The following is a 25,574-nucleotide window of genomic DNA, read 5'->3' as shown; positions in this document are numbered from 1 at the left end:
CCTAAGGGGTTCCTATGGGTTTCTAGAACGCTTGCCGGTATTCAGGCAAGCTCAGGAAAACGACTTCTTGAACTCGGTCACAGCCGTGTTCAGCTCGGCCTCAGCGTCCTTGTCCATGGCTTTGTTGGCTTCGAGTTTGGCCATCAAGGCGGCGTTTTTGTCTTTCAGCCAAGCCTGCAGGCCGCGCTCAAAATCCAGCACCTTCTTGACCTCCACATCGTCCATGAAGCCCTTGTTCACCGAGAACAGCGTGGCGGCCATGTTGGAGATGGACAAAGGTGAGTACTGCGCCTGCTTGAGCAGTTCAGTCACGCGGGCACCGCGGTCCAGCTGCTTGCGGGTGGCCTCGTCCAGATCGGAAGCAAACTGCGCAAACGCAGCCAGTTCACGGTACTGCGCCAAGTCGGTCCGGATACCGCCAGACAGGTTTTTCACGAGCTTGGTCTGGGCTGCGCCACCGACGCGGGACACCGAGATACCGGCGTTGATCGCGGGACGGATACCGGCGTTGAACAGGCTGGTTTCCAGGAAAATCTGGCCGTCGGTGATCGAGATCACGTTGGTCGGCACGAAGGCAGACACGTCACCGGCTTGCGTTTCGATGATGGGCAGTGCGGTCAGTGAACCGGTTTTGCCCTTGACAGCGCCTTTGGTGAAGTCTTCGACATACTTCTCGTTCACGCGGGCGGCACGTTCAAGCAGACGGCTGTGCAGATAGAACACGTCGCCAGGGTAGGCTTCACGGCCCGGCGGACGGCGCAGCAGCAGCGACACCTGACGGTAAGCCACGGCCTGCTTGGAGAGGTCGTCATACACAATCAGGGCGTCTTCGCCGCGATCGCGGAAGTACTCGCCCATGGTGCAGCCAGAGTAGGCGCTCACGTATTGCATGGCAGCCGAATCGGAGGCCGAGGCCGCCACCACAATGGTGTAGGCCATGGCGCCGGCTTGCTCCAACGAGCGAACCACGTTCTTGATGGACGATGCCTTCTGGCCGATCGCAACATAGACGCAAGAAACGCCTGTGCCCTTCTGGTTGATGATGGTGTCAATCGCTACCGCGGTCTTGCCGGTCTGGCGGTCACCGATGATCAGCTCGCGCTGACCACGGCCAATCGGCACCATGGAGTCAATGGACTTCAGGCCGGTTTGTAGCGGCTGGTCGACCGATTTACGGGCGATCACGCCAGGCGCAACCTTTTCAATCACGTCGGTCATCTTGGCGTTGATGGGACCTTTGCCGTCAATCGGCTGACCCAGTGCGTTGACTACGCGGCCCAGCAGCTCGGGGCCGACCGGCACCTCCAGAATGCGGCCCGTGCATTTGACGGTGTCGCCTTCAGCGATGTGCTCGTACTCGCCCAGAATCACCGAGCCGACCGAGTCGCGCTCGAGGTTCAGCGCCAGACCATAGGTGGGCGTGCCGTCTGCCGTGGCAGGGAATTCGAGCATCTCGCCCTGCATCACATCGGACAGACCATGGATACGAACGATACCGTCGGCCACCGACACAACAGTACCCTGGTTACGGATGTCCGCACTGACAGTCAAGCCTTCGATGCGGCTTTTGATCAGTTCAGAAATTTCTGCGGGATTGAGTTGCATGACTCTTTCCTTCTTTCTATGTTGTTGGCTAAAAACCTGATGTAACGCCCGGGCGCAAGATCAGGAAATCAGCGCCACTTTCATTTGCTCTAAACGGGCTTTCACCGAAGTGTCCAGCACCTCGTCACCCACCACGACACGCACGCCGCCAATCAGGGCCGGCTCCAGCTCAACCTTGAGGCTGAGTTGGCGGCCAAAGCGCTTTTCCAGCGTTGCAGCCAGATCAGCCAGCGCCGCACCTTCGAGCGCAAAGGCGCTGTACACGGTGGCGTCCGAGCAGCCACTCTGTGCATTCTTCAGGGTACGGAACTGACTGGCAATTTCCGGCAGCACGCTAATGCGCCCGTTGTCGATCACGGCGCGCAGGAAATTTTTTGCAGCTTCCGGAAGTGCGGCTTTCGCGACGCCGGAAATCACATCAAAGGTCTGGGCCGCTGTCACGCCGGGATTGCCAGCGAACTGCTGCAACCGCACATCGGCTGCAATGACCGCCAGTTCATCGAGCCAGGCAGTCGTGCCAACCAGGTCAGCGCCTGAACCTGACGAAGAACCTGCGGTACTGGCCTTGAACAGAGCTTCAGCGTAAGGACGTGCAATGGTGGCTAGTTCTGCCATATTTATGCTCTATTAGAGTTCGGTCTTCAGGCGGCCCAGCAAGTCAGCATGCACACCAGCATTGACTTCCTTGCGCAGAATCTGCTCGGCACCCTTGACGGCCAGTGCGGCAACCTGCTCGCGCAGGGTTTCGCGAGCCTTGACAGTTTGCTGCTCGGCTTCGACCTTGGCGGCGGCAATGATCTTGCTGCCTTCCTCGGTTGCCCTGGCTTTGGCGTCTTCAATCAGGGACTGGCCACGGCGCTCGGCCTCAGCCAGGCGTATTGCCGACTCGTTGCGAGATTTGCCCAGTTCTTCTTCCACGCGCTTGTTGGCCACGGAAAGTTCAGACTTGGCTTTCTCGGCAGCGGCCAGGCCACTAGCGATTTTTTGAGCCCGCTCGTCCAGCGCTTTCATGATGGGCGGCCACACAAATTTCATTGTGAACCACACCAGAATCGCGAAAACAATCGCTTGAACGAACAGGGTTGCGTTAATACTCACGGCAACACCTTTCTATCGGGGTTTGTGACGATGACTTACTTCAGCACAAAAGGATTGGCAAATGCGAACATCATCGCGATACCGACACCGATCAGGAACGCGGCGTCGATCAGACCTGCAAGCAGGAACATCTTGGTTTGCAATTCATTCATCAGTTCAGGCTGACGAGCGGCTGCTTCAAGGTATTTGCTACCCATGATGCCGATGCCGATACATGCGCCGACAGCACCCAGGCCAATAATCAGGCCAGCGGCCAAAGCGACGAAACCGAGAACGTTTTCCATTTAAAGCTCCTATGGATTTAAGTTAACTAACAAACAAAAGAAAAAAGAAAGAAACCAGACCTACAAAACCTAGTGCTGATCGTGGGCCTGGCCCACATACACCAGCGTCAGCATCATGAAAATGAACGCCTGCAAGGTGATGATCAAGATATGAAAGATCGCCCAAACCGTGCCGGCGATGATCTGGCCGATNNTATAAGAGACAGACATACACCAGCGTCAGCATCATGAAAATGAACGCCTGCAAGGTGATGATCAAGATATGAAAGATCGCCCAAACCGTGCCGGCGATGATCTGGCCGATGGGCAGCAAAATACCGGACAGCGACATGGCAGCAGCACCGCCCATCAGCGCGATCAGCATGAACACCAGTTCACCAGCGTACATATTGCCAAACAGCCGCATGCCGTGCGACACGGTTTTCGCTGCGAACTCGATCATCTGCATCAAGAAGTTGATCGGCCACAAAACCGGGTGACTACCAAAGGGTGCCGTGAACAGCTCATGCACCCAGCCGCCCGCGCCCTTGATCTTGATGTTGTAGGCCACGCAGACGAGCAGCACCGACATCGAGAGGCCCAAGGTGGTTGAGAGGTCGGCGGTTGGCACGACGCGCAGGTAGGCGTGGTGGGGATCAAGGCCGGCGACGTCGAAGATGGTTTCCCAGACTTTGGGCAGCAGGTCGACGGGTAGCAAATCCATCGCGTTCATCAGGAAAATCCAGATGAAAACGGCCAGCGCCATGGGCGCAACCAGCTTGCGGCTCTTGGCATTGTGGATGATGCCCTTGGCCTGGTTGTCGACCATTTCAACGAGGATCTCGACGGCAGCCTGGAAGCGGCCCGGCACCCCCGACGTCGCGGCGCGTGCGGCTTTCCAGAGGAAGAAGCTGCCGACGATGCCAAGGAGGACGGCCCAGATGATCGAGTCGAGGTTGTATACCGAGAAATCAATGACACCATCCATTGGCTTGTTCTGCCAATGAGTCAGGTGGTGCCCGATGTATTCACCGGCGGTAGGTCCGTTTGCAGCAGCCATCTATCCACTCGTCCCGTTAAGTTTGGTGCGCAGTGGGGCGCTTTGGCTTGAACCAGAGCACGCCCCAATACACTTTCATCGTCACTATCAGACCCGCCAACATGGCAGGCCAGCTTAAATTTTCAATTAGTCGCGGTGCCGCGAACAACATCGCCACCGTCAGGCCAATCTTGACCATTTCCCACAAAAAAAATCCAAGCACCGCAGCACCCGGATTCACGGACGACACCTTGCCGGTCAACCCCCGTACAAACAGTGCCGCCGGGATCACGACCGCCAGCGCGCCGTAGAACGCCGACCAGGCCACTTCGCGTCTTCCCGTCAATGCCCATGCGATACAAGCCACCACCAACCCGGCCACCAGTTGCCCCGCCACCACCCACCAGGGCGACAGTGAAGGACTGGCTTCACGCAGTTTTTGCGCTTCTTCGCGCGTCAGCGGCTTGAAATCTTCATCTTCAGCATCAATATGCTGAACTGAAATCTTTGCTCTGGCACGAACCGGCGAATCTGTCATTTTGACCCTCACAAATTACAAGCAGGTGACAAGCCGGTTACTACAGTTATCAGCAAAGCCCTTGATTATACGTAGAAACCCGCGCGTATCGGGAAAATTGCTGCGCGGCGCGGCGATGATGCTCAATCGCCATGCGGCAAGCACCGGTCGCTTTGCAGGCGACAATCAGGTTGTTTACCTCCTATAGCGCCTGTAAATCCTGCGACAAGCGGAAAATTGCAGCGCGTATCTTTTTGAAAGACTCCATGGCCGCCCTGATGAAATTCCTGCACATCGCCGCCGCCATCGTGTGGCTGGGGGGCATCAGCTTCATGCTTTTTGCACTGCGCCCCGCTGCCGCCGCTCAACTGGCCCCGCCGCAGCGCCTGCCCTTGATTACCTTGGCATTGGGAAGATTTTTCTCTCTGGTCTGGCTTGCCATCGGGCTGCTGCTGCTCACCGGCCTGGCCATGCTGCTGGGTGTCGGTATGAAAAATGCACCTGTGGGCTGGCATCTGATGTTCGGCATCGGCCTGCTGATGTCTGCCTTGTTTGGCCATCTTTATTTCGGACCTTACCGGCGCCTGAAGCAGGCCGTGGCCGCGACGGACTGGCCCGAAGGCGGGCGGCGCGTGGGACAGATCGCCACGCTGTCAGGGCTCAATCTCGGGCTTGGCGGCCTGGCCATTGCCGCTGTGATCTTTCTTGTTTGAGCAGCAGGGCGCCCGGTGCCTGAATCGACGTGCTGGCGTGGCCAGAACGATTTGGCCGGCCCGCTGTGCTCGGCATGACCATTTTTGCAGTCGCCGGCGCATCCAGCGTCACGGCAAATAAGGCTGCGCGAGCTACCTTCCCACCCATTTGAGGTCCATCATGAGCACTTCCAACCCCACTTCCAGCGCACAGCTGCCCGACACACCCTGCTACCTCAACGGTGAATTCACCGCGCTCAAAGACGCGAAAATCAGCGTTCTGGACCGCGGCTTCATCTTTGGCGACGGCGTTTATGAGGTCGTGCCTGCCTATGCCGGCAAGCTGTTCCGCTTTGAGCACCACATGGCACGACTGGACCGCAGCCTGGCCGAGTTGCGCATCGTCAACCCCATGACGCATGCCAACTGGCGCGAACTTGCTCTTAAATTAATAGCCTCTTACGCCCAATCAACGGGGGTAAATGCCGAAAAAGGCGATCAACTGATTTACATCCAGGTGACCCGCGGGGTTGCCCTGCGCGACCATCCGATGCTGCCCGGCCTGACGCCCACGGTCTTTGTCATGGTCAACGCCATGAAGCTGCCCAGCGCGCAACAGCGCGAACAAGGCGTGGCATGCGTCACCGCCGCCGATTTCCGCTGGGAAAAAGCCCACATCAAAAGCACCAGCCTGCTGGGCGCGGTATTCGCCCGCCAGATCAGCGTGGACGCCGGGGCGCTAGAGACCGTGATGTTCCGCGGCGATTACCTGAGCGAAGCCGCTGCCAGCAATGTCTGGGTCGTCAAAAACGGCACAGTCATGGGGCCGCCCAAAGACAAGCTGGTCCTCGAAGGCATCCGTTACGGACTGATTGAAGAGATGTGCCGCGCCTCGGGCATTGGTTTTGAGTTGCGCCGCATCACGCGGGCCGAGGTACTGGCGGCCGACGAGTTGCTGCTGTCATCGGCCACCAAGGAAGTGCTGCCCGTTACCCTGCTGGATGGCCAGCCGGTTGGAAACGGCAAGCCCGGTCCCATCTATGCCAGGCTGTATGCAGCCTACCAGCAGGCCAAACAAGAGCACTCGACATGAATTCTTCCTCTGAAAATACCCCCGAAGCCACCCCTGAGCCGTCGCCGCGCAAAGACTCGCTGATCGAGTACCCGTCACTGTTTCCCATCAAGGTCATGGGCGTGAAGGCGGACGGCCTGGTGCACGCGATCACCGCCGTGGCCCATCGGTTCGACCCGACATTTGACGCCTCCACCATCACGCTGCGCGAAAGCAAAGGCGGCAAGTATTTGGGCGTCACCATCACCGTCACAACCACCAGCCGCGAGCAGCTCGACGAACTCTACCGCACGCTGTCCACGCATCCGATGGTGAAGGTGGTCCTTTAAGGCGCTGGACCGTAGGCTATTCATGCAGACCGACGTGCGCAACTTGGGTCGAGTGGACTATCTGCCCACCTATGCAGCGATGCAGGCCTTCACCGCCGCACGAACTGCAGAAACGCCCGATGCGCTATGGATTTGCGAGCACCCTGCGGTTTATACACAAGGTCTGGCGGGAAAACCGGAGCATATCTTCAACCCCGCAGGCATTCCCGTGGTGCAAACCAACCGGGGCGGCCAGGTGACCTTTCATGGCCCCGGCCAGGTGGTGGCATACCCGCTGATCGACCTCCAGCGCGCGGGTTACTACGTCAAGGAATACGTGTACCGGATCGAGGAGTCCGTCATAAAAACGCTGGCGCACTTTGGCGTGACGGGGCATCGCGTGGCGGGCGCACCGGGCATTTATGTGCGGATGGACGATCCGTTTTCCCACGCGCTGCTGCCGCAGCGCCCTGCAAAATTGGGGTCTGAGCCGTTTCGCTTCGCGGCCGGATCCGACCCCAATTTTGCAGGCCTGGGAAAAATCGCCGCCTTGGGCATCAAGGTCAGCCGCCATTGCACTTACCACGGGGTGGCGCTGAATGTGGCGATGGACCTGGAACCCTTCTCGCGCATCAACCCCTGCGGCTATGCCGGGCTGAAGACCACGGACCTTTCTACAATCGGCGTATCGGCAAGCTGGCAGGAGGCGGCAGGCGTGCTGGGCCAAAAGCTCGTCACTTACCTGGCGCCGTAACTTTGGCCCCATCACCTGGCAAAAGCACCCAACACCCCATGAACCACTCAGACGCCCTCAATCCCGCCAATCCCACCGTCCGCGAAGCGCAAAGCACCGAGACCTACAACCCGCTGGCCAAGCAGAAGGCGGCGGCCAAGCTGTCGCGCATTCCGGTCAAGGTGGTGCCGGGCGAGGTACTGAAAAAACCGGACTGGATCCGTGTCAAGGCCGGCAGCGCCAGCACCCGCTTCTACGAGATCAAGGACGTTCTGCGCCAGAACAAGCTGGTCACGGTGTGTGAAGAGGCCAGCTGCCCCAATATTGGCGAATGTTTCGGCAAGGGCACGGCCACCTTCATGATCATGGGCGACAAGTGCACGCGGCGCTGCCCGTTTTGCGATGTCGGCCATGGCCGCCCTGACCCGCTGGACGTGAACGAGCCCGACAACCTCGCCAAGACCATCGCCGCGCTCAAGCTCAAGTATGTGGTGATCACCAGCGTGGACCGCGACGATTTGCGCGACGGCGGTGCCCAGCATTTCGCCGATTGCATCACGCGCATCCGCGAGTTGTCGCCCGCCACGCAAATCGAGGTGTTGGTGCCCGACTTCCGGGGCCGCGACGAGCGCGCGCTTGAAATCCTGAAGGCCACGCCGCCCGATGTGATGAACCACAACCTGGAAACCGCGCCACGCCTGTACAAGGAAGCCCGTCCCGGCAGCGACTACCAGTTCTCCTTGAACCTGCTCAAGAAGTTCAAGGCGCTGCACCCCGATATACCGACCAAAAGCGGCATCATGGTGGGCCTGGGCGAAACCGACGAAGAAATCCTGCAGGTGATGCGTGACATGCGCGCGCACGGCATCAACATGCTGACCATTGGCCAGTATCTGGCACCCTCGACCTCCCACCTGCCGGTGCGCCGCTATGTACACCCGGACACCTTCAAGATGTTTGAAGAAGAAGCCTACAAAATGGGGTTTTCCCACGCCGCAGTGGGCGCCATGGTGCGCTCCAGCTACCACGCCGATCAGCAGGCCGGGCATGTGTTGTCCTCTTTGTCAGGGGACTGAGGACTGAGTTTTTGCTATTTGTTTAATAGCTGTTCATGCCCGTGACACAAGGGCTATAGCCTGATTTGATGCTTAAATATCCTATGAACAATGGCTTGTGGTTCGAACCGCAATCGCTGCAACGGCAAATTGCCAGCACCACCTGGATGCGGGGCTTGATGCTCTACCATGGCCAAAAAGTGCTGACGCTGAACATCCTGCCGAAGAACAACCGCTGGGTGCTGCTGGGCGACGTGCAGGGCAGCCAGCGCAACCCTTACGAAGTGTCCGTCCTGCTGGAACTGACGCCCGGTGGCCAGGTGAAAGACTGGGACAGCCATTGCACCTGCCCGGTCAGCCACCAGTGCAAGCACGGCGTGGCACTGATGATCAAGGCTGCCTACAAAGGCTTGCAACTGCTGGGCCGCGACGCCACCATCCGCTTCACTCCCAATCCGCCCACGCCTACGCCCGAAGAAGCCGAAGCCGCCCGACAGGCCGCCCAAGCCCGTACCGAAGAAAAAGCCCGCCTTGAGGCCGAAGCCCAGCTGCTGCACTGGCTGAAAGACCTGGACATTGCCTGCGGCGCGGCCACCAAAACGGCCCCAGCGATGCGCGGTCGGCACCAGCCCGAGCAATACCTGTACCTGCTGACGGTGGCCAACGCGCAAGGCCCTGTACCCCAATTGCAGCTTGAAGCTGTGGTGGCTTACCGCAAAATCAAGGGCGACTGGGCCAAGCCCAAACCGATAAGAACCGAACCCTACAAGGGCCAGGCGGTGTACGACCAGGCCAGCGAAGCCGATCGGCAAGTGCTGCAACTCATGCGCGCCATGCCGAAGCACCATGGCTACCGCCATTACGCATCCTACAGTTTCACATCCAGCGTCACCCTGAATGGCCAGGCTGGACTGATCGCGCTGCAGCAAGCCGCCAGCACCGGGCGGCTGTATCTGGACAATGGCAATGGCTGCGCTGGCAGCGCCATCCAGTGGGGCCCGCCACAGCCGCTGGAGTGGCACTGGCTGGAAGTGGCCGACCCACGAAGCACTGAGCCCGGCTGGGCCTTGCGCGCCAAGCTGGCCCGTACCAACAGCAACGCCAGCACGACTCCCAACGCCATACTGTGCCTGAACAGCCCGCCGCTGTACCTGGACGCCGAACAAGGCCTGTGCGGCCTGGTGCAAGCCCCAGGCGTGCCTGCGGCGCAGCTGGACCTGCTGCTCAAAGCCCCGCCGCTCAAGTCCTCGGCATTGCAGAAACACGAGGTGGATTTGGTGCAGCGCCTGGGGCCTCTGCCCCTGCCCCCCATGCTGCAAAACCTTGCCAAGCTGGAGGGCATCACACCCAAGACCTGCCTGCACCTTGCACCCACCAGGGCGCAGGACATCCCGGACAGGGGCTTGATCCAGGCGCAACTGCGCTTTGACTACCAGGGCCGTCGCGGCTGGTGGGCAGGCCAGGGCATGTCTGTGCTGGTGGATGGCCCGCAGGGCCGTGTGCTGCTGCAGCGCGACGCCGAAACCGAACTGGCCGCCCTCACCCGGCTGTTTGAACTGGGGCTGCGCGCCACGGACGACCACGGCCAGTACGGCATTCCCGGCAAAGAATCCCAGAAAGACTGGCTGCAGTGGGCCGACAACGACTATGCCGTGCTGCGCGAAGCGGGTTTTGAGGTCACCCTGGACGACAGCCTGAACGACTGGATCACCCACGCCGACACGCTCAATGTGCAGCTGAAGGCGCAGGGCACAGGCACGGATCAGGACGAGAGCGAAAGCGAAGCTGCATCCCCGTGGTTTGACTTGTCGCTGGGCATGGAGATCAACGGCCAGCGCCACAACATCCTGCCATGGCTGCCAGAGCTGATCGCGGCGGCCGCCGCCAGTGGGCTGGACCCCGCTACCGGGCAGCCAAACATCCCGCCCTTTGTCTTCCTGCCCGCTGCGGACGGCCGTGGTTTCATTCGCCTGCCCACCGACGCGCTCAAACCCTGGATGGCCGCGCTGCTGGAGCTGGTGGGGGACCGCGAGCACGATTTTTCGGGCGACAGCCTCAAGCTCTCGCGCCTGGACGCGCTTCGCACCAGCGCCGCTTTAGGCGAAGGCGCGGTGTGGGAAGGCGCCCAGGCCTTGCGCGACACGGTGCAACAGCTCAGCGGCCACGTCCAGTTGCCCGAGGTGCCGGTACCCGCGAGCTTGCAGGCCAGCCTGCGCCCTTATCAGCAACAGGGCCTGAACTGGCTGCAATTTTTGCGCCAGCATAGCCTGAACGGCATCCTGGCCGACGACATGGGCCTGGGCAAAACCCTGCAAACGCTGGCCCATGTGCTGGTTGAAAAAGAAGCCGGACGACTCACCCGCCCCGCCTTGATCGTCGCCCCCGTGAGCCTGATGGGCAACTGGCGGCGCGAGGCCGAGCGCTTTACACCCGGCTTGCGCACGCTGGTGCTGCACGGCAAGGAGCGCCACGAGTCCGCCGCCCAGATGAGCACGCACGACCTGGTGATTGCCCCCTATTCACTGCTGCAGCGTGATCGTGAGCGCTGGCTGGAGCAGCCTTGGCACCTGGTGGTGCTGGACGAGGCGCAAAACATCAAAAACGCCAGCACCCATGCGGCGCAGGTAGTGGCTGAGTTGCAGACTCGGCACCGCCTGTGCCTGTCGGGCACGCCGATGGAAAACCACCTGGGCGAGTTGTGGAGCCTGTTTCACTTCTTGATGCCCGGCTTTCTGGGCAGTCAGGCCCGGTTCAAGGAGTTGTTTCGCACCCCTATCGAAAAACAGGGCGACAGCCAGCGACTCGACCAGTTGCGTCGCCGCATCACGCCCTTCATGCTGCGGCGCACCAAGCGCGAGGTGGCGACCGAGCTGCCCGACAAGATTGAAAGCGTGTCCATCGTGGAGCTCACGGGCAAGCAGGCCGACCTCTACGAAACCATTCGCCTGAGCACCGAAAAAGCGGTGCGGGAAGCGCTGGCCAACAAAGGGCTGGCGAAGTCGCAAATCCAGATTCTGGACGCCCTGCTCAAGCTGCGCCAGGTGTGCTGCGACCCGCGCCTGCTGCCGCTCGCTTCAGCCCAAAAGATCAAACAGTCGGCCAAGCTCGACTACCTGATGGAAACGCTGCCGGAGATGCTGGCCGAGGGCCGGCGCGTACTGCTGTTCTCGCAATTCACCAGCATGCTGGCGCTGATCGAAGACGAGCTCAAAGCCCGCGCCATTCCCTGGGTCAAGCTCACCGGCCAGTCGCAAAAGCGCGATGCGCTGATTGCGCGCTTTACCTCGGGCGAGGTGCCGCTGTTTCTCATCAGCCTCAAAGCCGGTGGCGTGGGCCTGAACCTGCCGCAGGCCGATACCGTGATTCACTACGACCCGTGGTGGAACCCTGCCGTGGAAAACCAGGCCACTGACCGCGCCCACCGCATTGGCCAAAAAAACCAGGTCTTTGTGTACAAACTGGTTGCGCAAGGCACGATCGAAGAGCGCATCCTCGCGCTGCAGGAGCGCAAAGCCGCATTGGCCGAGAGCATGTACAGCGGCTCGCAAGCGCGCAAGCAGCCGCTCTTCACGGAGAGCGATGTGGCGGAGCTGCTCAGGCCGCTGGGGTAAAACCCCGACCACGCCCGACGCAAACATTCAAGATTATTCATCACACCCCATACCATGTACCAAGCCGCACCGCACCGCTACGACACCATGCTTTACCGCCGCGTTGGCACCAGCGGGCTCAAGCTGCCCGCGGTTTCGCTCGGCCTCTGGCACAACTTTGGCGATGCCACGCCGATGGCGACGCAGCGCGCCATGCTGCGAACGGCGTTCGATCTGGGCATCACGCATTTCGATCTGGCCAACAACTACGGCCCACCCTACGGCAGCGCGGAAACCAACTTTGGTGAGCACATGCGCCGGGATTTCCGGCCCTACCGCGACGAGCTGATCGTCTCCAGCAAGGCGGGCTACGAGATGTGGCCCGGCCCCTATGGCCAGGGCGGCGGCTCGCGCAAATACGTGCTGGCCAGCCTGGACCAGAGCTTGAAGCGCATGGGACTGGACTATGTGGACATCTTTTACTCGCACCGCTTTGATCCCGACACCCCGCTGGAGGAAACCATGGGTGCGCTGGCCACCGCCGTGCAGCAGGGCAAGGCCTTGTACGTGGGCATTTCGAGTTATTCCGCTGGCAAGACGCGCGAAGCCGCCGCCCTGCTGCGCGACTTGAAAGTGCCAGCGCTGATTCATCAGCCGTCTTACAGCCTGCTGAACCGCTGGATTGAAAAAGACCTGCTCAATGCCCTGGACGAGACCGGCATGGGCTGCATCGCTTTCAGCGCGCTGGCGCAAGGCCTGCTGACCGACAAATACCTGCAGGGCACGCCGCTGGATGCGCGCATCAACCGCCCCGGCGGTGGCACGCTGAAGGCCGAGCACCTGAGCGAGCAAAACTTGTCCCATGTGCGGGCGCTGAACGAGCTGGCCCGCGCGCGCGGCCAGAGCCTGGCGCAAATGGCCATCGCCTGGGTGTTACGTGACCCGCGTGTCACATCGGCGCTGATCGGAGCCAGCCGCCCCGAGCAGATCGTGGAGCTGGCCGGTGCGCTCCAGCAGCTCACGTTCTCGGCGCAAGAGCTCGCGGCGATTGACCAGAACGCGGTCGAGGGCGGCATCAACTTGTGGCAACGCTCCTGCACCGACCAGCGCCTTGCTTGAATGGCCTGACATGCGCTTCACGCACAGCTGGTTGACGCGCGTCGTTGTGCCATGGCGGCACTGCTAGGCGGATGGCATGGCAGCCCATTTATATGCGCTAGGCGCCATCGCGCTGTGGGCTACGGTCGCCTCACTCGGGGTGCTGCTTAAACACATCCCGCCCTTCCTGCTAACCGGTGTTGCGCTGCTGATGGGCAGCTTGCTGGCGCTGCCATTTGTTCTGAAAGACAAACGGCTATGGAAAATTCCTGCGACCACCCTCGCGCTGGGCATTTACGGGCTGTTCGGTTTCCACTTCCTGCTCTTCCTCGCCCTGCGCCACGCGCCGCCGGTGGAGGCGAACCTGGTCAACTACCTGTGGCCGCTGTTCATGGTGGTGCTGGCGCCGCTGTTTCTGGCGGGGGTGCAACTGCGTGGCGTGCATGTAGCGGCGGCGCTGCTGGGTTTTGCCGGGGCGGCCATTGCCATCCTGGGTGCCCACAGTGGTGGTGATGGCGGCGCAACCGGCGAAGGCGGCTGGGCCTGGGGCTACATCCCGGCGCTGGGGTCTGCCTTCATCTGGGCCAGTTATTCGCTGTTGACTCAGCGCGTAAAAGCCTTCCCCACGGCGGCCATCGGGCTCTTCGGCATGGTCTCTGGCGTGCTGTCGCTGCTGTGCCACTGGGCACTGGAGCCGCCGATGGCACTGTCGGCGCGCGACTGGCTGCTGCTGGCGGTGATGGGGTTGGGCCCGTTGGGCGGCGCATTTTTTCTGTGGGACAAAGCGCTCAAGCTCGGCGACGCCCGGCAGATCGGCATCCTGAGTTACCTCACGCCGCTGGGCTCAACCGCCCTGCTGATGGGGCTGAGCGGCCGTTCGCTGACCTGGAGCATTGGCCTGGCGGCTGTGATGATTATTGGCGCGGCCGTGCTGGGCACGCGGGCGAAATAACGGCAACGCTGCCCGTGTTGCGATGTCGGCCATGCGCACGATGACAGGGCACTTGCATCGGGCAGGCCCTGTCAAATGGAGTTGCAAGGCTGAGCTTGGCAGCGCTCAGGTCTTGGTTGGCGCCATATTTTCCCAAGCCGCGATGGTCTCGGCGGCATACATCAGCGCCGGACCGCCGCCCATGTACACGCACACGGCCAGCATTTCTTCCAGTTCGGCGCGCGTGCACTCCAGCTTGTGTAGCGCCTTGACGTGAAAACCGATGCAGCCCGAGCAATGCTGCGTCACGCCAATGGCCAGTGCAATCAGCTCCTTTTGCTTGGCACTGAGCGCCCCATCGGCGAGAGCCGCCCGGGCCAACTGACCAAAACCGGCCATGGCTTCAGGCTGGGCCTTGCGAAAAGGCGACAGACTTTCATTGATGTCCTGAATCAGACCGATGTGATCAAACGTACTCATGTAAATGTCCTGTTGTTGTGCCGCGTGCCGGGTGACTGGCGGCATGAATGCCAATTTTATGCATGAGGCGCCATCGCCTGGTGAGCCACGCTGCCCGCTTTGGCCGTGGCAACCTGCCAAGCGCCGTTTTAACCCGTTTTTATAAGAATTTTAGGCCTCTAGCCCATACCACACGGGCATAAGCAGCTATATTTTTAATAGCAAATGTAGTCTCCAAATTTTGCCTGTGAATAGCGCCTAAAGCAGTGCGCCCGGCTCTTCGCTTTCCAGTATCTCTTGCGCCCACAGCTTGAGCTTGCCGGTGTCAGCCCGCAGAATCTGCTGCTTGACGGCCAGGATCTGCGAAGGGTGCATGGAAAAGCTGCGCAGCCCCAGCCCCAGCAACAGGCGCGTCATACCCACGTCGCCCGCCATTTCCCCGCACACGGTGACCCCTTTGCCTTGACGCTGGCATTCGGCAATGGTGTCGGCGACCAGCCGCAGCACGGCCGGGTGGCAAGGGTCGTACAAATGCGCCACCGATTCATCCGCGCGGTCTATCGCCAGGGTGTACTGAATCAGGTCGTTGGTGCCTATCGACAGAAAGTCAAAGTACCTCAGGAAGAGCTTGACCATGAGCGCCGCTGCCGGAATTTCAATCATGGCGCCCAGCCGTACCGGGCCGTAAGCAATGCCGTGGTTGTCCAGCTGCGCGCGCGCATGGTCTATCAGGGCCAATGTCTGGCGGATCTCGCTGGCATGGGCCAGCATGGGCACCAGGAGGCTGACCTGGCCATGTGCGGCCACCCGCAAAATGGCGCGCAGCTGCGTCAAAAACATGGGGGGATCCGCCAGACTCCAGCGGATAGCGCGCAAACCCAGCGCCGGGTTCAGGTGACGGTCTTGCGCCTTGCCGGTGGGCCTGTCGAGGAGTTTGTCCGCACCGATATCCACGGTGCGAATGGTGACCGGCAGGCCCTGCATGCCTTCAATGGCTTTGCGGTAAGCCAGGTATTGCTCCTGCTCGTCGGGCAGCTTGCCGCTGCGGCCCATGAAAAGAAACTCGCTGCGAAACAGTCCCACACCGACCGCACCGGCCTTGACGGCGCCCAGCGTGTCGTCAGGCATTTCGATATTGGCCAGCAGCTCGACCCGTTCTCCATCCATCGTCAGGGCAGGCGTATGCTTGAGCCGGTTCAGCCGCTCGCGCTCCAGCTCGCCCTGGCGCTGCTTGAAACCGTATTCGGCCAGGATGATAGGCGACGGGTCCACAATCAGCACACCGGCATCGCCGTCGATGATGACCCAGTCGTCCTGCTTGATCAGCTGGCTGGCACTGCGCGCCCCCACGACCGCCGGGATGTCCATGCTGCGCGCCACAATCGCCGTGTGCGAGGTCTTGCCGCCCACGTCGGTCGTAAAACCAGCAAACAGGCTTTGCTTGAACTGCAGCATGTCGGCCGGGGAAATGTCGTGCGCCACCAGCACCAGCGGCACATCCATGGTGTCGTCCAGCAACAGGTCCTGTTGAGACCGCTTGCGGCTTGCACCGGCCTGACCAGCGGGCTGCACCGGCGAGGCCACGCCCTTCATGTGGCGCAAGATGCGTTCCACCACCTGCTCCAGATCGGCTTTGCGCTCGCGCAGGTACTCGTCTTCCATGTCGTCGAACTGGCGCGCAATGAGCTCGTACTGCGTGGTCAGCGCCCACTCGGCGTTGTAGTGCCGATCAGCGATCCAGTGCTTCACGCCGTTGATCAATTGCTCGTCCTGCAGCAGCATCAGGTGGACATCAAGCAGGGCAGTGATTTCGTGCGGCGCATCCTTGGGCAGGTCCTGCTGCAAGCGCAGGATTTCGTCCATGACGGCATTGCGGGAGACCCTGACACGCGTGATCTCTTCAACTGTTTTTGCAGCATCAATAAAGTAGTGCGCCACGTCGGCGCGACTTGACGCCACCAGCACGGCGCGGCCAATCGCAATACCCCGAGAGACGGCCAGGCCGTGGACTGAAAAAGTCATTCAGGTGCCCCAAAAACAGCTGCGCGGAAAACAACAATCAGTTCAACGCAGGAAACGGCACGCATGGCGACTGCCGTGCGCCACGCCGGGCCGCCCCAAGCAAGGACAGCCCCCGAGGGGCTGGAGCCTGCAGCTCCAGGCCTGCTCGGGCAGGCCGAAGCGTCTCGCGAGCCGCGGCCTGCAAGGCCTCGCGCATTACACCCAGTGAAAAGCGTGGGGGCCATTCACTCTCCCTCGCCGAACTTGTCGTTAATCAATGCCAGCAAGGCCTCCATCGCAGCCTGCTCGCCGACCCCGTTGGTTTCCACTTCGACGGTGCTGCCGAGGCCGGCCGCCAGCATCATCACGCCCATGATGCTTTTCGCATTGACGCGGCGCTCGCCTTTGCTCATCCAGACCTCGCAGGCAAAGCTGCCCGCCAGTTTGGTAAGTTTGGCGGAGGCCCGGGCGTGCAGGCCCAGCTTATTGTTGATGCTCGTGCTGGTCTTGATCATGATTTTTGCGTAGCTGATTTTGCGGTGCGGTGACGGCCACCTGCATCACGCCTTGTGTGGCACCCACCAGTGCGCGCGCTACCAGCGCGTCGAGCGATTCGTGCCGGTAGGAAACGGCGCGCAGCAACATGGGCAAATTAACGCCGGTGATCAGCTTGGAGTTCACGCCATCGACCAGCTTTTGCGCCACATTGCAGGGCGTAGCGCCAAAAACATCCACCAGCACCAGCGCGTGCGAGGTGCCCAGTTGTTCGAGCATGATGCGCGCTTGGGCCAGCGTTTCTTCTGGCGGCATGTTGGGCTGAACGTCGAGCGCCGCCATAGCCGCCGCATTATCTGGAAACACATGCAATACGCATTGGCGCAAAGCAGAAGCCAGGGGCGCGTGGGCGATGATGAAAATGCCGTTCATTGGGCTCAATTATCTGCTTTCACGCTTAGAAAATAGCCGTAAGAGGCGATACAGCAACATAAAAACACAGCCATGGCCGCCTGAAAGCTCGCCAACTGCGCCAAGCCCATGGCTGCAAATGCGTCGATCAGCAGCCCTATGCCCCACTGCACCACAAACACGCCGACAAAGATCACGAGGTTGTAGGCTGACAAGGCGCGCCCGGCCAGCGATGCCCGAAACGCCATGCCGATGGCCGGCTGGGCCAGACCCATCACGCTGGAGGTCATGCAAAACAAGGCCCAGCCCAGCCAACCCGTCGAAGCGCCAGCCAGAATATTGAAAACCAGCAGCACCAGACTGAAGGGCACGCCCCAGCCGATCAAGCGGTTGACACTCCAGCCGCGCTGGGCCAGCCAGGGGTTAAGCATGCCCCAGCTCCAGAAGGTCACCAGCATGGCGGCATTGATATAAAAAAGACCCGTGGCCGCCTCCAGCGGGGTGTAGCCGGCCACCTTGACCATCCACGGGCCGGCCCACAGCGTCTGCAGCGCCACCAGACCGCCATAGTTGAAAAAAGCCAGCGGTGCCATTTTCCGGAAATAGCGGCTGCGCCAGATGGGGGCGTAGCTGGCCCCGGAGGGGGCTGAACTTGCTTCGGGCGGACCTGCGCTGCATTCGATGGTCCCGACGCTTGAATTCAAGCGCCAGGAGGGTACTACCCACGCAATAGCCGCCATCGACAGCAGAATCATTGCCGCCAGAATCCAGAACAGTGGGCGCCAGCCCGTGAGCGGCATCAGCCACTGCACGGGCAAGGTAGAGGCCAGCATGCCCAACGAGCCGGTCATCAGCATCCATGAGTTGGCGCGCAGCAGCATAGCGGCGTCAAACCAGCGGCGGTAACCTGTCAGCGCTGCCATGAGGCAGGCGCTGACGCCCATGCCCACCAGCACCCGCGCAGCCAGCAGCCAGGCAAAGCTGCTGGCCATCGAAAACGCCAGGCAACCCAACACGGCCAGGCTCAGAAAATACAAGATAACGCGCTTCGGCCCATGGCGGTCCAGCCAGCTGCCCAGCGGCAACTGGGTCGCCGCGAAGCCCAAAAAATAGCCGCCTGCCAGCAGCCCCAAGTCGCGCGCATGCAGGGAAAAGTCCTGCGTCAACACCGGCGACAGCGTGGCCGTGATGGCCCGCACCAGCGCAGAACAGAAATAAGCGGCCGCAAAGGCCAGAAAGACGATCACGCCGGTTTTACTGTCGAGCCGGCCCGTCCCGGGCAAGGCGTTTTCCGCAAGCGTCATGGGGTGAGGCGTCTGATTCAATGGTTCGATTAGTCGAATTTGAGGCTGGAGAAAAACGTCTCGGCCACCTCGGGCGTGATCTGTGCGGCATACATCACCACCTGAAACACCTGCGAACCCTGGGCAAAGTAGGCGGCCTGGCCGCTCACGGCAGTGCCGTCTGCGCGCTGCCCCTGCGCGAACACCCGCGAGGCGGGTGGCTCAGCCGCTGCGCCGGGAAGCTTGAGTGGGAGCACCTGACTTGTGCCTGGGCCTGCCTTCATGTTGGCCAGCGTCAAACTTTGCCACTGGGCCAGCACCGGCGCTGCTTTCTCCGCATCGCCGAGGTCCGCCACCGCCACGGCAAAGGTCGCGCCACCGGCATCGCAACCCAGCATGGACAGCGTACTCGGCTGGCCGCCTAGCGGCACCATTTTTTGTGCCTTGTTGGGCTTGCAGGGCAAAAGAAGGCTGAGCCGGGTGTTCTCGGGGCGCACCTCGCGCCAGTTGAAGACGGGGCTGCAGGCGGCCAAGGCCAGCAACGCTGCAGCAGCGGAAAGCGTCCCGGTCGGTCGTGGCATCAAGCGCTTTATGGCCTTATGGATCGTCAGCATGCCTTGCACTTTACAGGCATTCACGCGCCGCCTTGGGCATGGGGGAGCACAGAGGTATCCGTCAGTGAAGGCAAAATGACGGACATGAACTCTCTCCAAGGCATTCGCGTTCTCGATTTGTCCCGCGTTCTCGCGGGACCGTGGTGTACCCAGACGCTGGCCGACCTGGGCGCCGATGTCATCAAGATCGAGCGCCCTGGCACCGGTGACGACACTCGTACCTGGGGCCCGCCGTTTTTGAAAGACGCGAAGGGCGCAGAGACGCAGGAAGCGGCCTACTACCTGGGCACCAACCGCAACAAGCGCTCGCTCACCTGTGACATTGCACAGCCCGCCGGCCAGGCCCTGATACGCGAGCTGGCCACGCATTGCGATGTGTTTGTCGAGAACTTCAAGGTCGGCGACATGGCCCGCTATGGACTGGACTACGCCTCGCTCAAAACCATCAACCCGCGCCTGGTCTATTGCTCAATCACCGGCTTTGGCCAGAACGGGCCCTACGCCGAACGCGCCGGTTACGACTATGCGATTCAGGGCATGGGCGGCCTCATGAGCGTCACCGGCGAACGCGATGACTTGGGCGGCGGCCCGCAAAAAGTGGGTGTGGCCGTGGCGGACTTGATGACCGGCATGTATAGCGCCGTGGCGATACTCGCCGCCCTGCGCCACGCCGAAAAAACCGGTGAAGGCCAGCAGGTGGACATGGCACTGCTCGACACCCAGGTGGCCATGCTCGCCAATCTGGGCGCCAACTACCTGGTGAGCGGCAAAGTGCCGCAACGCGTCGGCAATGCGCACCAGAACATCGTGCCTTACCAGGTGTTTGAAGTGGCACCCGCTGCAGATGGCAGCAAGGATCACCTGATTCTGGCCGTCGGCAACGACTCGCAGTATGTGAAGTTCTGCAAGGTCGCCCATATTCCCGAGCTGGGCGTGAACCCGCTATTTGCCAAAAACCGCGACCGCGTCATCAACCGCAGCCAGCTGGTGCCCCTCCTCGAAGCCGTGATGAAGACCCGCAGCAAAGCCGACTGGCTGGCCGCCCTGGAAGCCGCCAAGGTGCCGTGCGGCGCCATCAACAACCTGGCCGAGGTGTTTGCCGACCCGCAAATCGAGGCGCGCAACATGGTCACGCAGTGGCAGCACCCGGTTAAAAGCGACCTGCGGCTGGTGTCCAGCCCCATTAAACTCAGCGCCACGCCAGTACGCACACCGGGCCAAGGCGGGCTGCCGCCACCGCTGCTGGGCCAGCACACCGAAGAAGTGTTGCGCAGCGTGCTGAACTACTCTGACGCACAATTGGCCGAACTGAAACACAAAGAGGTGATCTGATGGCAAATTTTGTCTTGGTGCATGGCGCCTGGCACGGCGGCTGGTGCTGGCAGCGCGTCACGGCGGTGCTGCAAAAAGACGGTCACCGCGTGCATGCCGTCACGCTGACCGGCCTGGGTGAGCGGGCCCACCTGCTGTCGCCGGCCATCACGCTGGACACCCACATCGACGACGTGATCAGCGCCATCGAGGTGGAAGAGCTCAGCGATGTCGTTCTGGCCGTGCATTCCTATGCCGGCATGATTGGCACGGCAGTGGCCGACCGCGTGTCAAAGCGGCTCAAGCATCTGGTGTATGTCGATGCGGTAGTGCCAAAACCCGGCGAAAGCTGGAGCAGCACCCAGTCGGCAGCCACGCAGCAGCAACGCCTGGCAGCGGCCCAGGCCTCGACCCGCTTCAGCTTTCCGCCGCCCGACCCCGAAGTGTTTGGCCTGCATGGCGCCGACCACGCCTGGGTCAAGCGCCGCCAAACGCCACACCCCGGCAACACCTACCAGGCGCCGCTGGACTTTGACGTGCAGCGCGTCGCCGCCGTGCCGCGCACCTTCGTCAATTGCACCCAGCCCGCGCTGGCCACGATAGAGCCCAGCCGCCTGCGCGTGAAAGACCCCAAGTTCTGGGATGGCGCGTGGCTGCCCAATTCCAAAGTCGTCGAACTCAAAACCGGCCACGACGCCATGATCAGCGAACCTGCGGCACTGGCCCGCATTCTTATGGATTGCGCCGTGTAATGCCCTTGGGCAGGTGCCAGTGCTCCGCCGCGCCGCCTGCGCTCAGGTAAGTGCGAGCCCATGACTATGGTTTCAGGCTTGAATCCACAGCCAGGATGGGCCGACAGCGCTTGCCCGGCCAAGCCCACAATAGCTCTCTTTTTAATAGCTGCTTGTGCCCATATTCATTGGGCTAGAGCCTGATTTTACTAATAATTTCGACTGAACCACCGTGCTTCAGCGCCCCAGACGATGACGGGCGGCAAGTGCTGAGCTGCCAGGCCCGCCCAGGCCGCTAGTGTGGTGTTGCATGCTTGATGGCACAAATAAAACTGATGGATTTTTGTTCATGGCAAGGCGCAAACCACAGCAATAGTTCCACTATTGCGAGGATTTGCAACGCCGCCATGGGCAAAAAGACACGGTTTTATATGCCAGATAGCGTGCAACACCGCACTAGCTCACACCTCCGCCAGTGCCTGGTCCAGATCGGCCAGCAGGTCGTCGATGTGTTCAATGCCGATGGACAGGCGCACCATGTCGGCGCTCACGCCTGCTTTGGCCAACTCGGCGTCATTGAGCTGGCGGTGGGTGGTGGAGGCCGGGTGGCAGGCCAGGGACTTGGCATCGCCGATGTTGACCAGGCGCGTGAAGAGCTTGAGCGCGTCCTGAAAACGGCTGCCTGCCGCAATGGCGTCGCCTGACTTCAGGCCAAAGCTGATGATGCCGGAGGCACGGCCGCCCATGAGCTTTTGTGCCAGCGTATGGTCGCGGTGCTCGGGCAAACCAGCGTAGTTGACCCAGGCCACCTTGGGGTCGTTTTTGAGGTACTGGGCTATTTTGAGGGCGTTGTCGCAGATGCGGTCCATGCGCAGGGCCAGGGTTTCGATGCCTTGCAGAATCAAAAACGCATTCATGGGGCTGAGCGCTGCGCCCATGTTGCGCAGCGGCACCACGCGGGCGCGGCCGATATAGGCGGCGGGGCCGAGGGCTTCGGTATACACCACGCCGTGGTAGCTCACGTCAGGCTCGTTGAGGCGCCTGAAGCGGGCCTTGTGCTCGGCCCAGGGGAACTTGCCGCTGTCCACAATCGCGCCGCCAATGCTGTTGCCGTGGCCGCCGAGGTATTTGGTGAGCGAATGCACCACGATGTCAGCGCCATGCTCAAACGGGCGGCACAGGTATGGGCTGGGCACGGTGTTGTCCACAATCAACGGCACACCGGCGGCGTGCGCGACCTCAGCCAGTGCGGCAATGTCGGTCACGTTGCCCAGCGGGTTGCCCACCGATTCGCAATACACGGCCTTGGTGCGTGCGTCGATCAATTTGGCAAACGAGGCCGGGTCGCGCGGGTCGGCAAAGCGCACCTCGATGCCCATTTGCGGAAAGGTGTGGGCAAACAGGTTGTAAGTGCCGCCGTACAGCGTGGAGCCCGAGACGATGTTGTCGCCCGTCTCGGTAATGGTCTGGATGGCATAGCTGATGGCCGCCATTCCCGAAGCCACGGCCAGCGCACCCACGCCGCCCTCCATCGCCGCCAGGCGCGCTTCCAGCACGCCGTCGGTCGGGTTCATGATGCGGCTGTAGATGTTGCCCGCCACCTTCAGGTCAAACAGGTCGGCGCCATGCTGCGTGTTGTCAAACGCAAAGGCCACCGTCTGGTAAATCGGCACCGCCACGGCTTTGGTGGTGGGGTCGGGCGTGTAGCCGCCATGGACGGCGATGGTTTCAATTTTCATGGTTACCTTCGTGGGGGTGAGCGTTAAAAAAGACTGCAGCGTAACAGGCTCGGTGGCGCCTGTCTAACACGCAAAAGTCAGAAGCTTATGCACGCCTGCTTGGCATGCGCCAGCCATGCCGGGTCATCCAGCGCATTGGAAAGTCACGGCCATTGGTCGGGTTGGGAAGCAGGAACTCACGCAATAATCTTCGCCTCCTGAACGCGCGGGAATTAAACTCCAGCTGTCGCGATAAGCCAAGCGCAATTGGAAACCGGAGGTTCACCTGATGTCTGCACACAATCCCATCCGCCATTCGTGGAGCACCAAGCTGCTTCATTTTTTTCTGCTGTTATGCGTGCTGTGGCAGCTCATTTTTGTCCAGTTTGCCGAACGCCCGCGCGCCAACCGTCCGGCTAATTTTTTCTTCCAGCTCCATGAGTGGGTGGGGCTGGGCACGCTCGGTGGAGTGGTGCTGTTCTGGCTGTGGGTTGTGGTGAGGCGTGCCGAGACGCCGTTTCTGGCGTTGTTTCCGTGGTTCTCACTGCGAAGATTGGCCGCAATCAGGGACGATCTTCGCGTCTATCTGGCGAGCTTGCGACAGCTCCGCCTGCCTGACGCCGATGAAGAAAGTCCGCTCGTCAGCGCCGTGCACGGGCTGGGGTTGCTGACGGCACTGGCAATGGCTATCAGCGGTGCCTGGCTGTTCACGATGACTCTACCCGCCGGCTTGATGCTCGACATACACAAAGCGGTATCCAACCTGATGTGGGCGTATCTGATCAGCCATGCGGGGCTGGCGGTGCTGCATCAGTTCCTCGGCCATCCCGTGCTGCAGCGCATGTTCAGCCGCAACCCCTGAACGCAGGGGCCGAATCGCGCGCTGCCGCAATGGCACGGCGCAACCCGGCTTGGCTGAGCACGGGCAGAATCCCACTGTATTGTTTTCGAGGCCAGGGGCTACGACACGCTGGCGCTGCATCAGTTGATTGAAAAACTGCTGGCTGAGACTTGGTCACGCCTTTTTTACCGCCCGCTCAAAATAAAAGGCCAATTTCTAACGAAATTGGCCTTTTGTCCATACAGGGCGGGAGAAAGCAGCTATTGATTCAATAGCAATCCAGCTCACCGCCAAGCCGAATTACTTGTTGCGGAAGGCATCGTGGCAAGCCTTGCAGGTGTCGGCGGTTGCAGCAAACGCGGTTTTCAGGTCGTCCAGGTTGCCGGTCTTGGCGGCAGCGGCCAGCTTGGCGGTTTCGGCGACCAGCTTGTCGTTGCCTCCCTTGAATTTGGCCTGCTCGGTCCAGATCTCGGGCTTGGCTTTGGTGTTGCCGCCTTTCTCGGTACCAGGGCCGAAACCTGCCCACGGGAGCTTGGCCATGGCAGCGACCACTTCTGCGTTGTCAGCGGCCACTTTGGCATCGAACGGGACGCGGCCATTGGCCATGGCGCCCACGCGGCCGAAATGCTGGCTCATGACAAACAGCGCACTCTGGCGGTATTTGATGGCGTCTTCCGGTTTGGCAAACTGCGCGGAGGCTGGAGCGGCCAGCGTGACCAGGGTGGCCGCGGCGGCAATATAGATAAAAGCTTTCATGTTTTTCCTCTTGGGGGTTTTTTAGGCTATGGTGCATGGCAACGCTTTTTGGTGGGTTGCCAGAACGCTGGAGTTTAGCAAGGGCCGATAAGTTCCGCAGGAACTTATGCACTGCGGGAAAGCACCCATCGAGGCGAGGCGGGTTATGCAGAGAGTTCCCTGGGAGGCCCGTCTCCATAGCCAGCCACCATGAACGAGGAATGCACATGAACAACAACAAAAGCCTGACCAGGGTGCGGGTCTGGGACTTGCCCACACGGCTCTTTCACTGGACGCTGGTGGTCTGCGTGATGGGCCTCGCCATCAGCGGCACAGTAGGCGGCAACGCCATGGCCTGGCACTTCCGCTTTGGCTACTCGGTGCTGACGCTGCTACTGTTTCGCATCATCTGGGGGCTGGTGGGCGGGCGCTGGTCGCGCTTCGGTGCCTTTATCTATGCCCCGCAAAGCGTGATCAACTACCTCAAGGGGCAAGGCAAGCCCGAGCATGGCGTGGGCCACAACCCTATCGGTGCCGCTTCGGTTTTTGCCATGCTGGGGTTTTTGCTGGCCCAGGTGGGTAGCGGCCTGCTCAGCGACGACGAGATCGCCTTTGCCGGCCCGCTGACGCGCTTTGTGTCGAACGCCACAGTCAGCCTGGCGACCCACTACCACAGGAACATTGGCAAATGGGTGCTGCTCGCGCTGGTGCTGCTGCACATTGCGGCCATCATTTTTTACCTGCGCTGCAAGCATAATCTGGTGGGCGCCATGCTGCACGGCGACAAGGCGCTGGTGCTTGCCGCGCCGCCCTCGCGTGACGACACGGTCTCACGCATGGCGGCGCTGCTGATCGTGGTGGCTTGCGCTGCGGTAGCCTACTGGGTGTCCACCCTGGCGGCGCCGGCTTTTTGAACCGCAACGGGGCGGGTGGGCCGCAGCATCAGCCGACCGACAAATCCTATCCCCACAACC

25 protein-coding genes and 1 pseudogene are annotated in these 25,574 nt (G+C 61.2%); 12 read left to right on the top strand and 14 right to left on the bottom strand.

The annotated features are described in order from the left end of the window. Positions 1-51: 51 nt before the first annotated feature. From atpA to B3F77_RS12230, 6 genes and pseudogenes are all read right to left on the bottom strand, one after another. Entirely contained in the window at positions 52-1,605 is a 1,554-nt protein-coding gene (gene atpA / locus B3F77_RS12260) for a F0F1 ATP synthase subunit alpha (RefSeq protein WP_293605222.1), read from the bottom strand. Between the two features lie 60 nt (positions 1,606-1,665). Then, positions 1,666-2,220, bottom strand: a complete 555-nt coding sequence (locus B3F77_RS12255; protein WP_293605221.1) for a F0F1 ATP synthase subunit delta — start codon at positions 2,218-2,220, stop codon at positions 1,666-1,668. A 12-nt stretch (positions 2,221-2,232) separates the two neighbouring features. Next, complete coding sequence (locus B3F77_RS12250) at positions 2,233-2,703, bottom strand: F0F1 ATP synthase subunit B (protein WP_293605220.1); 471 nt, start codon at positions 2,701-2,703, stop codon at positions 2,233-2,235. Positions 2,704-2,738: 35 nt separating this feature from the next. Beyond that, positions 2,739-2,987: a F0F1 ATP synthase subunit C gene (gene atpE / locus B3F77_RS12245; protein ID WP_180128455.1), complete on the bottom strand. Its 249-nt coding sequence runs from the start codon at positions 2,985-2,987 to the stop codon at positions 2,739-2,741. Positions 2,988-3,192: 205 nt separating this feature from the next. Further along, positions 3,193-4,026: pseudogene (gene atpB / locus B3F77_RS12235) on the bottom strand (F0F1 ATP synthase subunit A); the annotation flags it as partial. Positions 4,027-4,042: 16 nt separating this feature from the next. Next, positions 4,043-4,543, bottom strand: coding sequence for an ATP synthase subunit I (locus B3F77_RS12230; RefSeq protein ID WP_293605219.1), 501 nt, complete (start codon positions 4,541-4,543; stop codon positions 4,043-4,045). A 245-nt stretch (positions 4,544-4,788) separates the two neighbouring features. Between B3F77_RS12230 and B3F77_RS12225 the strand changes: the two genes are divergently transcribed. From B3F77_RS12225 to B3F77_RS12190, 8 genes are all read left to right on the top strand, one after another. After that, positions 4,789-5,235 carry a DUF4149 domain-containing protein gene (locus B3F77_RS12225; RefSeq protein WP_293605218.1) on the top strand — a complete coding sequence of 149 codons (447 nt, stop codon included), beginning with the start codon at positions 4,789-4,791 and terminating at the stop codon, positions 5,233-5,235. A 160-nt stretch (positions 5,236-5,395) separates the two neighbouring features. After that, complete coding sequence (locus B3F77_RS12220) at positions 5,396-6,307, top strand: D-amino acid aminotransferase (RefSeq protein ID WP_293605217.1); 912 nt, start codon at positions 5,396-5,398, stop codon at positions 6,305-6,307. Then, positions 6,304-6,615: a YbeD family protein gene (locus B3F77_RS12215; protein ID WP_293605216.1), complete on the top strand. Its 312-nt coding sequence runs from the start codon at positions 6,304-6,306 to the stop codon at positions 6,613-6,615. The genes B3F77_RS12220 and B3F77_RS12215 overlap by 4 nt, the downstream gene beginning before the upstream one ends. A gap of 22 nt (positions 6,616-6,637) precedes the next feature. Next, positions 6,638-7,348 (top strand): lipoyl(octanoyl) transferase LipB, encoded by a 711-nt coding sequence (lipB, locus tag B3F77_RS12210; RefSeq protein ID WP_293605215.1) that lies wholly within the window; start codon positions 6,638-6,640, stop codon positions 7,346-7,348. Positions 7,349-7,386: 38 nt separating this feature from the next. After that, positions 7,387-8,403: a lipoyl synthase gene (gene lipA / locus B3F77_RS12205; RefSeq protein ID WP_293605214.1), complete on the top strand. Its 1,017-nt coding sequence runs from the start codon at positions 7,387-7,389 to the stop codon at positions 8,401-8,403. Positions 8,404-8,471: 68 nt separating this feature from the next. After that, positions 8,472-11,993, top strand: coding sequence for a DEAD/DEAH box helicase (locus tag B3F77_RS12200; protein WP_293605213.1), 3,522 nt, complete (start codon positions 8,472-8,474; stop codon positions 11,991-11,993). Between the two features lie 54 nt (positions 11,994-12,047). Further along, the gene (gene mgrA / locus B3F77_RS12195) at positions 12,048-13,091 is read left to right on the top strand and encodes an L-glyceraldehyde 3-phosphate reductase (RefSeq protein ID WP_293605212.1); all 1,044 of its coding nucleotides are present in this window, start codon (positions 12,048-12,050) and stop codon (positions 13,089-13,091) included. 76 nt (positions 13,092-13,167) lie between these two features. Further along, positions 13,168-14,022, top strand: a complete 855-nt coding sequence (locus B3F77_RS12190) for a DMT family transporter (RefSeq protein WP_293605211.1) — start codon at positions 13,168-13,170, stop codon at positions 14,020-14,022. Positions 14,023-14,127: 105 nt separating this feature from the next. Here B3F77_RS12190 and B3F77_RS12185 read toward each other — a convergent pair whose 3' ends face one another. From B3F77_RS12185 to B3F77_RS12160, 6 genes are all read right to left on the bottom strand, one after another. Further along, the gene (locus B3F77_RS12185; protein WP_293605210.1) at positions 14,128-14,481 is read right to left on the bottom strand and encodes a carboxymuconolactone decarboxylase family protein; all 354 of its coding nucleotides are present in this window, start codon (positions 14,479-14,481) and stop codon (positions 14,128-14,130) included. A gap of 237 nt (positions 14,482-14,718) precedes the next feature. Beyond that, the gene (ptsP, locus tag B3F77_RS12180; protein WP_293605209.1) at positions 14,719-16,482 is read right to left on the bottom strand and encodes a phosphoenolpyruvate--protein phosphotransferase; all 1,764 of its coding nucleotides are present in this window, start codon (positions 16,480-16,482) and stop codon (positions 14,719-14,721) included. Positions 16,483-16,706: 224 nt separating this feature from the next. Further along, complete coding sequence (locus tag B3F77_RS12175) at positions 16,707-16,976, bottom strand: HPr family phosphocarrier protein (RefSeq protein WP_293605208.1); 270 nt, start codon at positions 16,974-16,976, stop codon at positions 16,707-16,709. Then, positions 16,945-17,388, bottom strand: coding sequence for a PTS sugar transporter subunit IIA (locus tag B3F77_RS12170; RefSeq protein WP_293605207.1), 444 nt, complete (start codon positions 17,386-17,388; stop codon positions 16,945-16,947). The genes B3F77_RS12175 and B3F77_RS12170 overlap by 32 nt, the downstream gene beginning before the upstream one ends. Before the next feature lie 5 nt (positions 17,389-17,393). Further along, positions 17,394-18,671, bottom strand: coding sequence for an MFS transporter (locus B3F77_RS12165; RefSeq protein WP_293605206.1), 1,278 nt, complete (start codon positions 18,669-18,671; stop codon positions 17,394-17,396). 29 nt (positions 18,672-18,700) lie between these two features. Beyond that, positions 18,701-19,231, bottom strand: coding sequence for a hypothetical protein (locus tag B3F77_RS12160; RefSeq protein WP_293605205.1), 531 nt, complete (start codon positions 19,229-19,231; stop codon positions 18,701-18,703). A gap of 117 nt (positions 19,232-19,348) precedes the next feature. Between B3F77_RS12160 and B3F77_RS12155 the strand changes: the two genes are divergently transcribed. Together B3F77_RS12155 and B3F77_RS12150 are read left to right on the top strand one after the other, a co-directional pair. After that, positions 19,349-20,596: a CaiB/BaiF CoA transferase family protein gene (locus B3F77_RS12155; protein ID WP_293605204.1), complete on the top strand. Its 1,248-nt coding sequence runs from the start codon at positions 19,349-19,351 to the stop codon at positions 20,594-20,596. Continuing rightward, a complete protein-coding gene (locus B3F77_RS12150; protein WP_293605203.1) occupies positions 20,596-21,327 on the top strand; it encodes an alpha/beta fold hydrolase in 732 nt (243 codons plus the stop codon). The genes B3F77_RS12155 and B3F77_RS12150 overlap by 1 nt, the downstream gene beginning before the upstream one ends. Before the next feature lie 440 nt (positions 21,328-21,767). On the opposite strand, the gene B3F77_RS12145 is transcribed toward B3F77_RS12150, so the two are convergent. Next, positions 21,768-23,045: an O-acetylhomoserine aminocarboxypropyltransferase/cysteine synthase family protein gene (locus B3F77_RS12145; protein WP_293605202.1), complete on the bottom strand. Its 1,278-nt coding sequence runs from the start codon at positions 23,043-23,045 to the stop codon at positions 21,768-21,770. Between the two features lie 268 nt (positions 23,046-23,313). On the opposite strand from B3F77_RS12145, the gene B3F77_RS12140 reads away from it, so the two are divergent. Continuing rightward, positions 23,314-23,886, top strand: a complete 573-nt coding sequence (locus tag B3F77_RS12140; RefSeq protein ID WP_293605201.1) for a cytochrome b/b6 domain-containing protein — start codon at positions 23,314-23,316, stop codon at positions 23,884-23,886. A 279-nt stretch (positions 23,887-24,165) separates the two neighbouring features. Here B3F77_RS12140 and B3F77_RS12135 read toward each other — a convergent pair whose 3' ends face one another. Then, positions 24,166-24,621: a c-type cytochrome gene (locus B3F77_RS12135; protein WP_293605200.1), complete on the bottom strand. Its 456-nt coding sequence runs from the start codon at positions 24,619-24,621 to the stop codon at positions 24,166-24,168. Between the two features lie 206 nt (positions 24,622-24,827). Between B3F77_RS12135 and B3F77_RS12130 the strand changes: the two genes are divergently transcribed. After that, a complete protein-coding gene (locus B3F77_RS12130) occupies positions 24,828-25,514 on the top strand; it encodes a cytochrome b/b6 domain-containing protein (RefSeq protein WP_293605199.1) in 687 nt (228 codons plus the stop codon). The last annotated feature ends 60 nt before the right edge of the window (positions 25,515-25,574 follow it).

Origin of the sequence: Polaromonas sp. UBA4122 (genome assembly GCA_002381615.1) — a bacterium.
Taxonomy (GTDB): domain Bacteria; phylum Pseudomonadota; class Gammaproteobacteria; order Burkholderiales; family Burkholderiaceae_C; genus Polaromonas.
The sequence above is the reverse complement of the archived record's forward strand: the minus strand, read 5'-3'. Positions and strand labels throughout refer to the sequence as shown.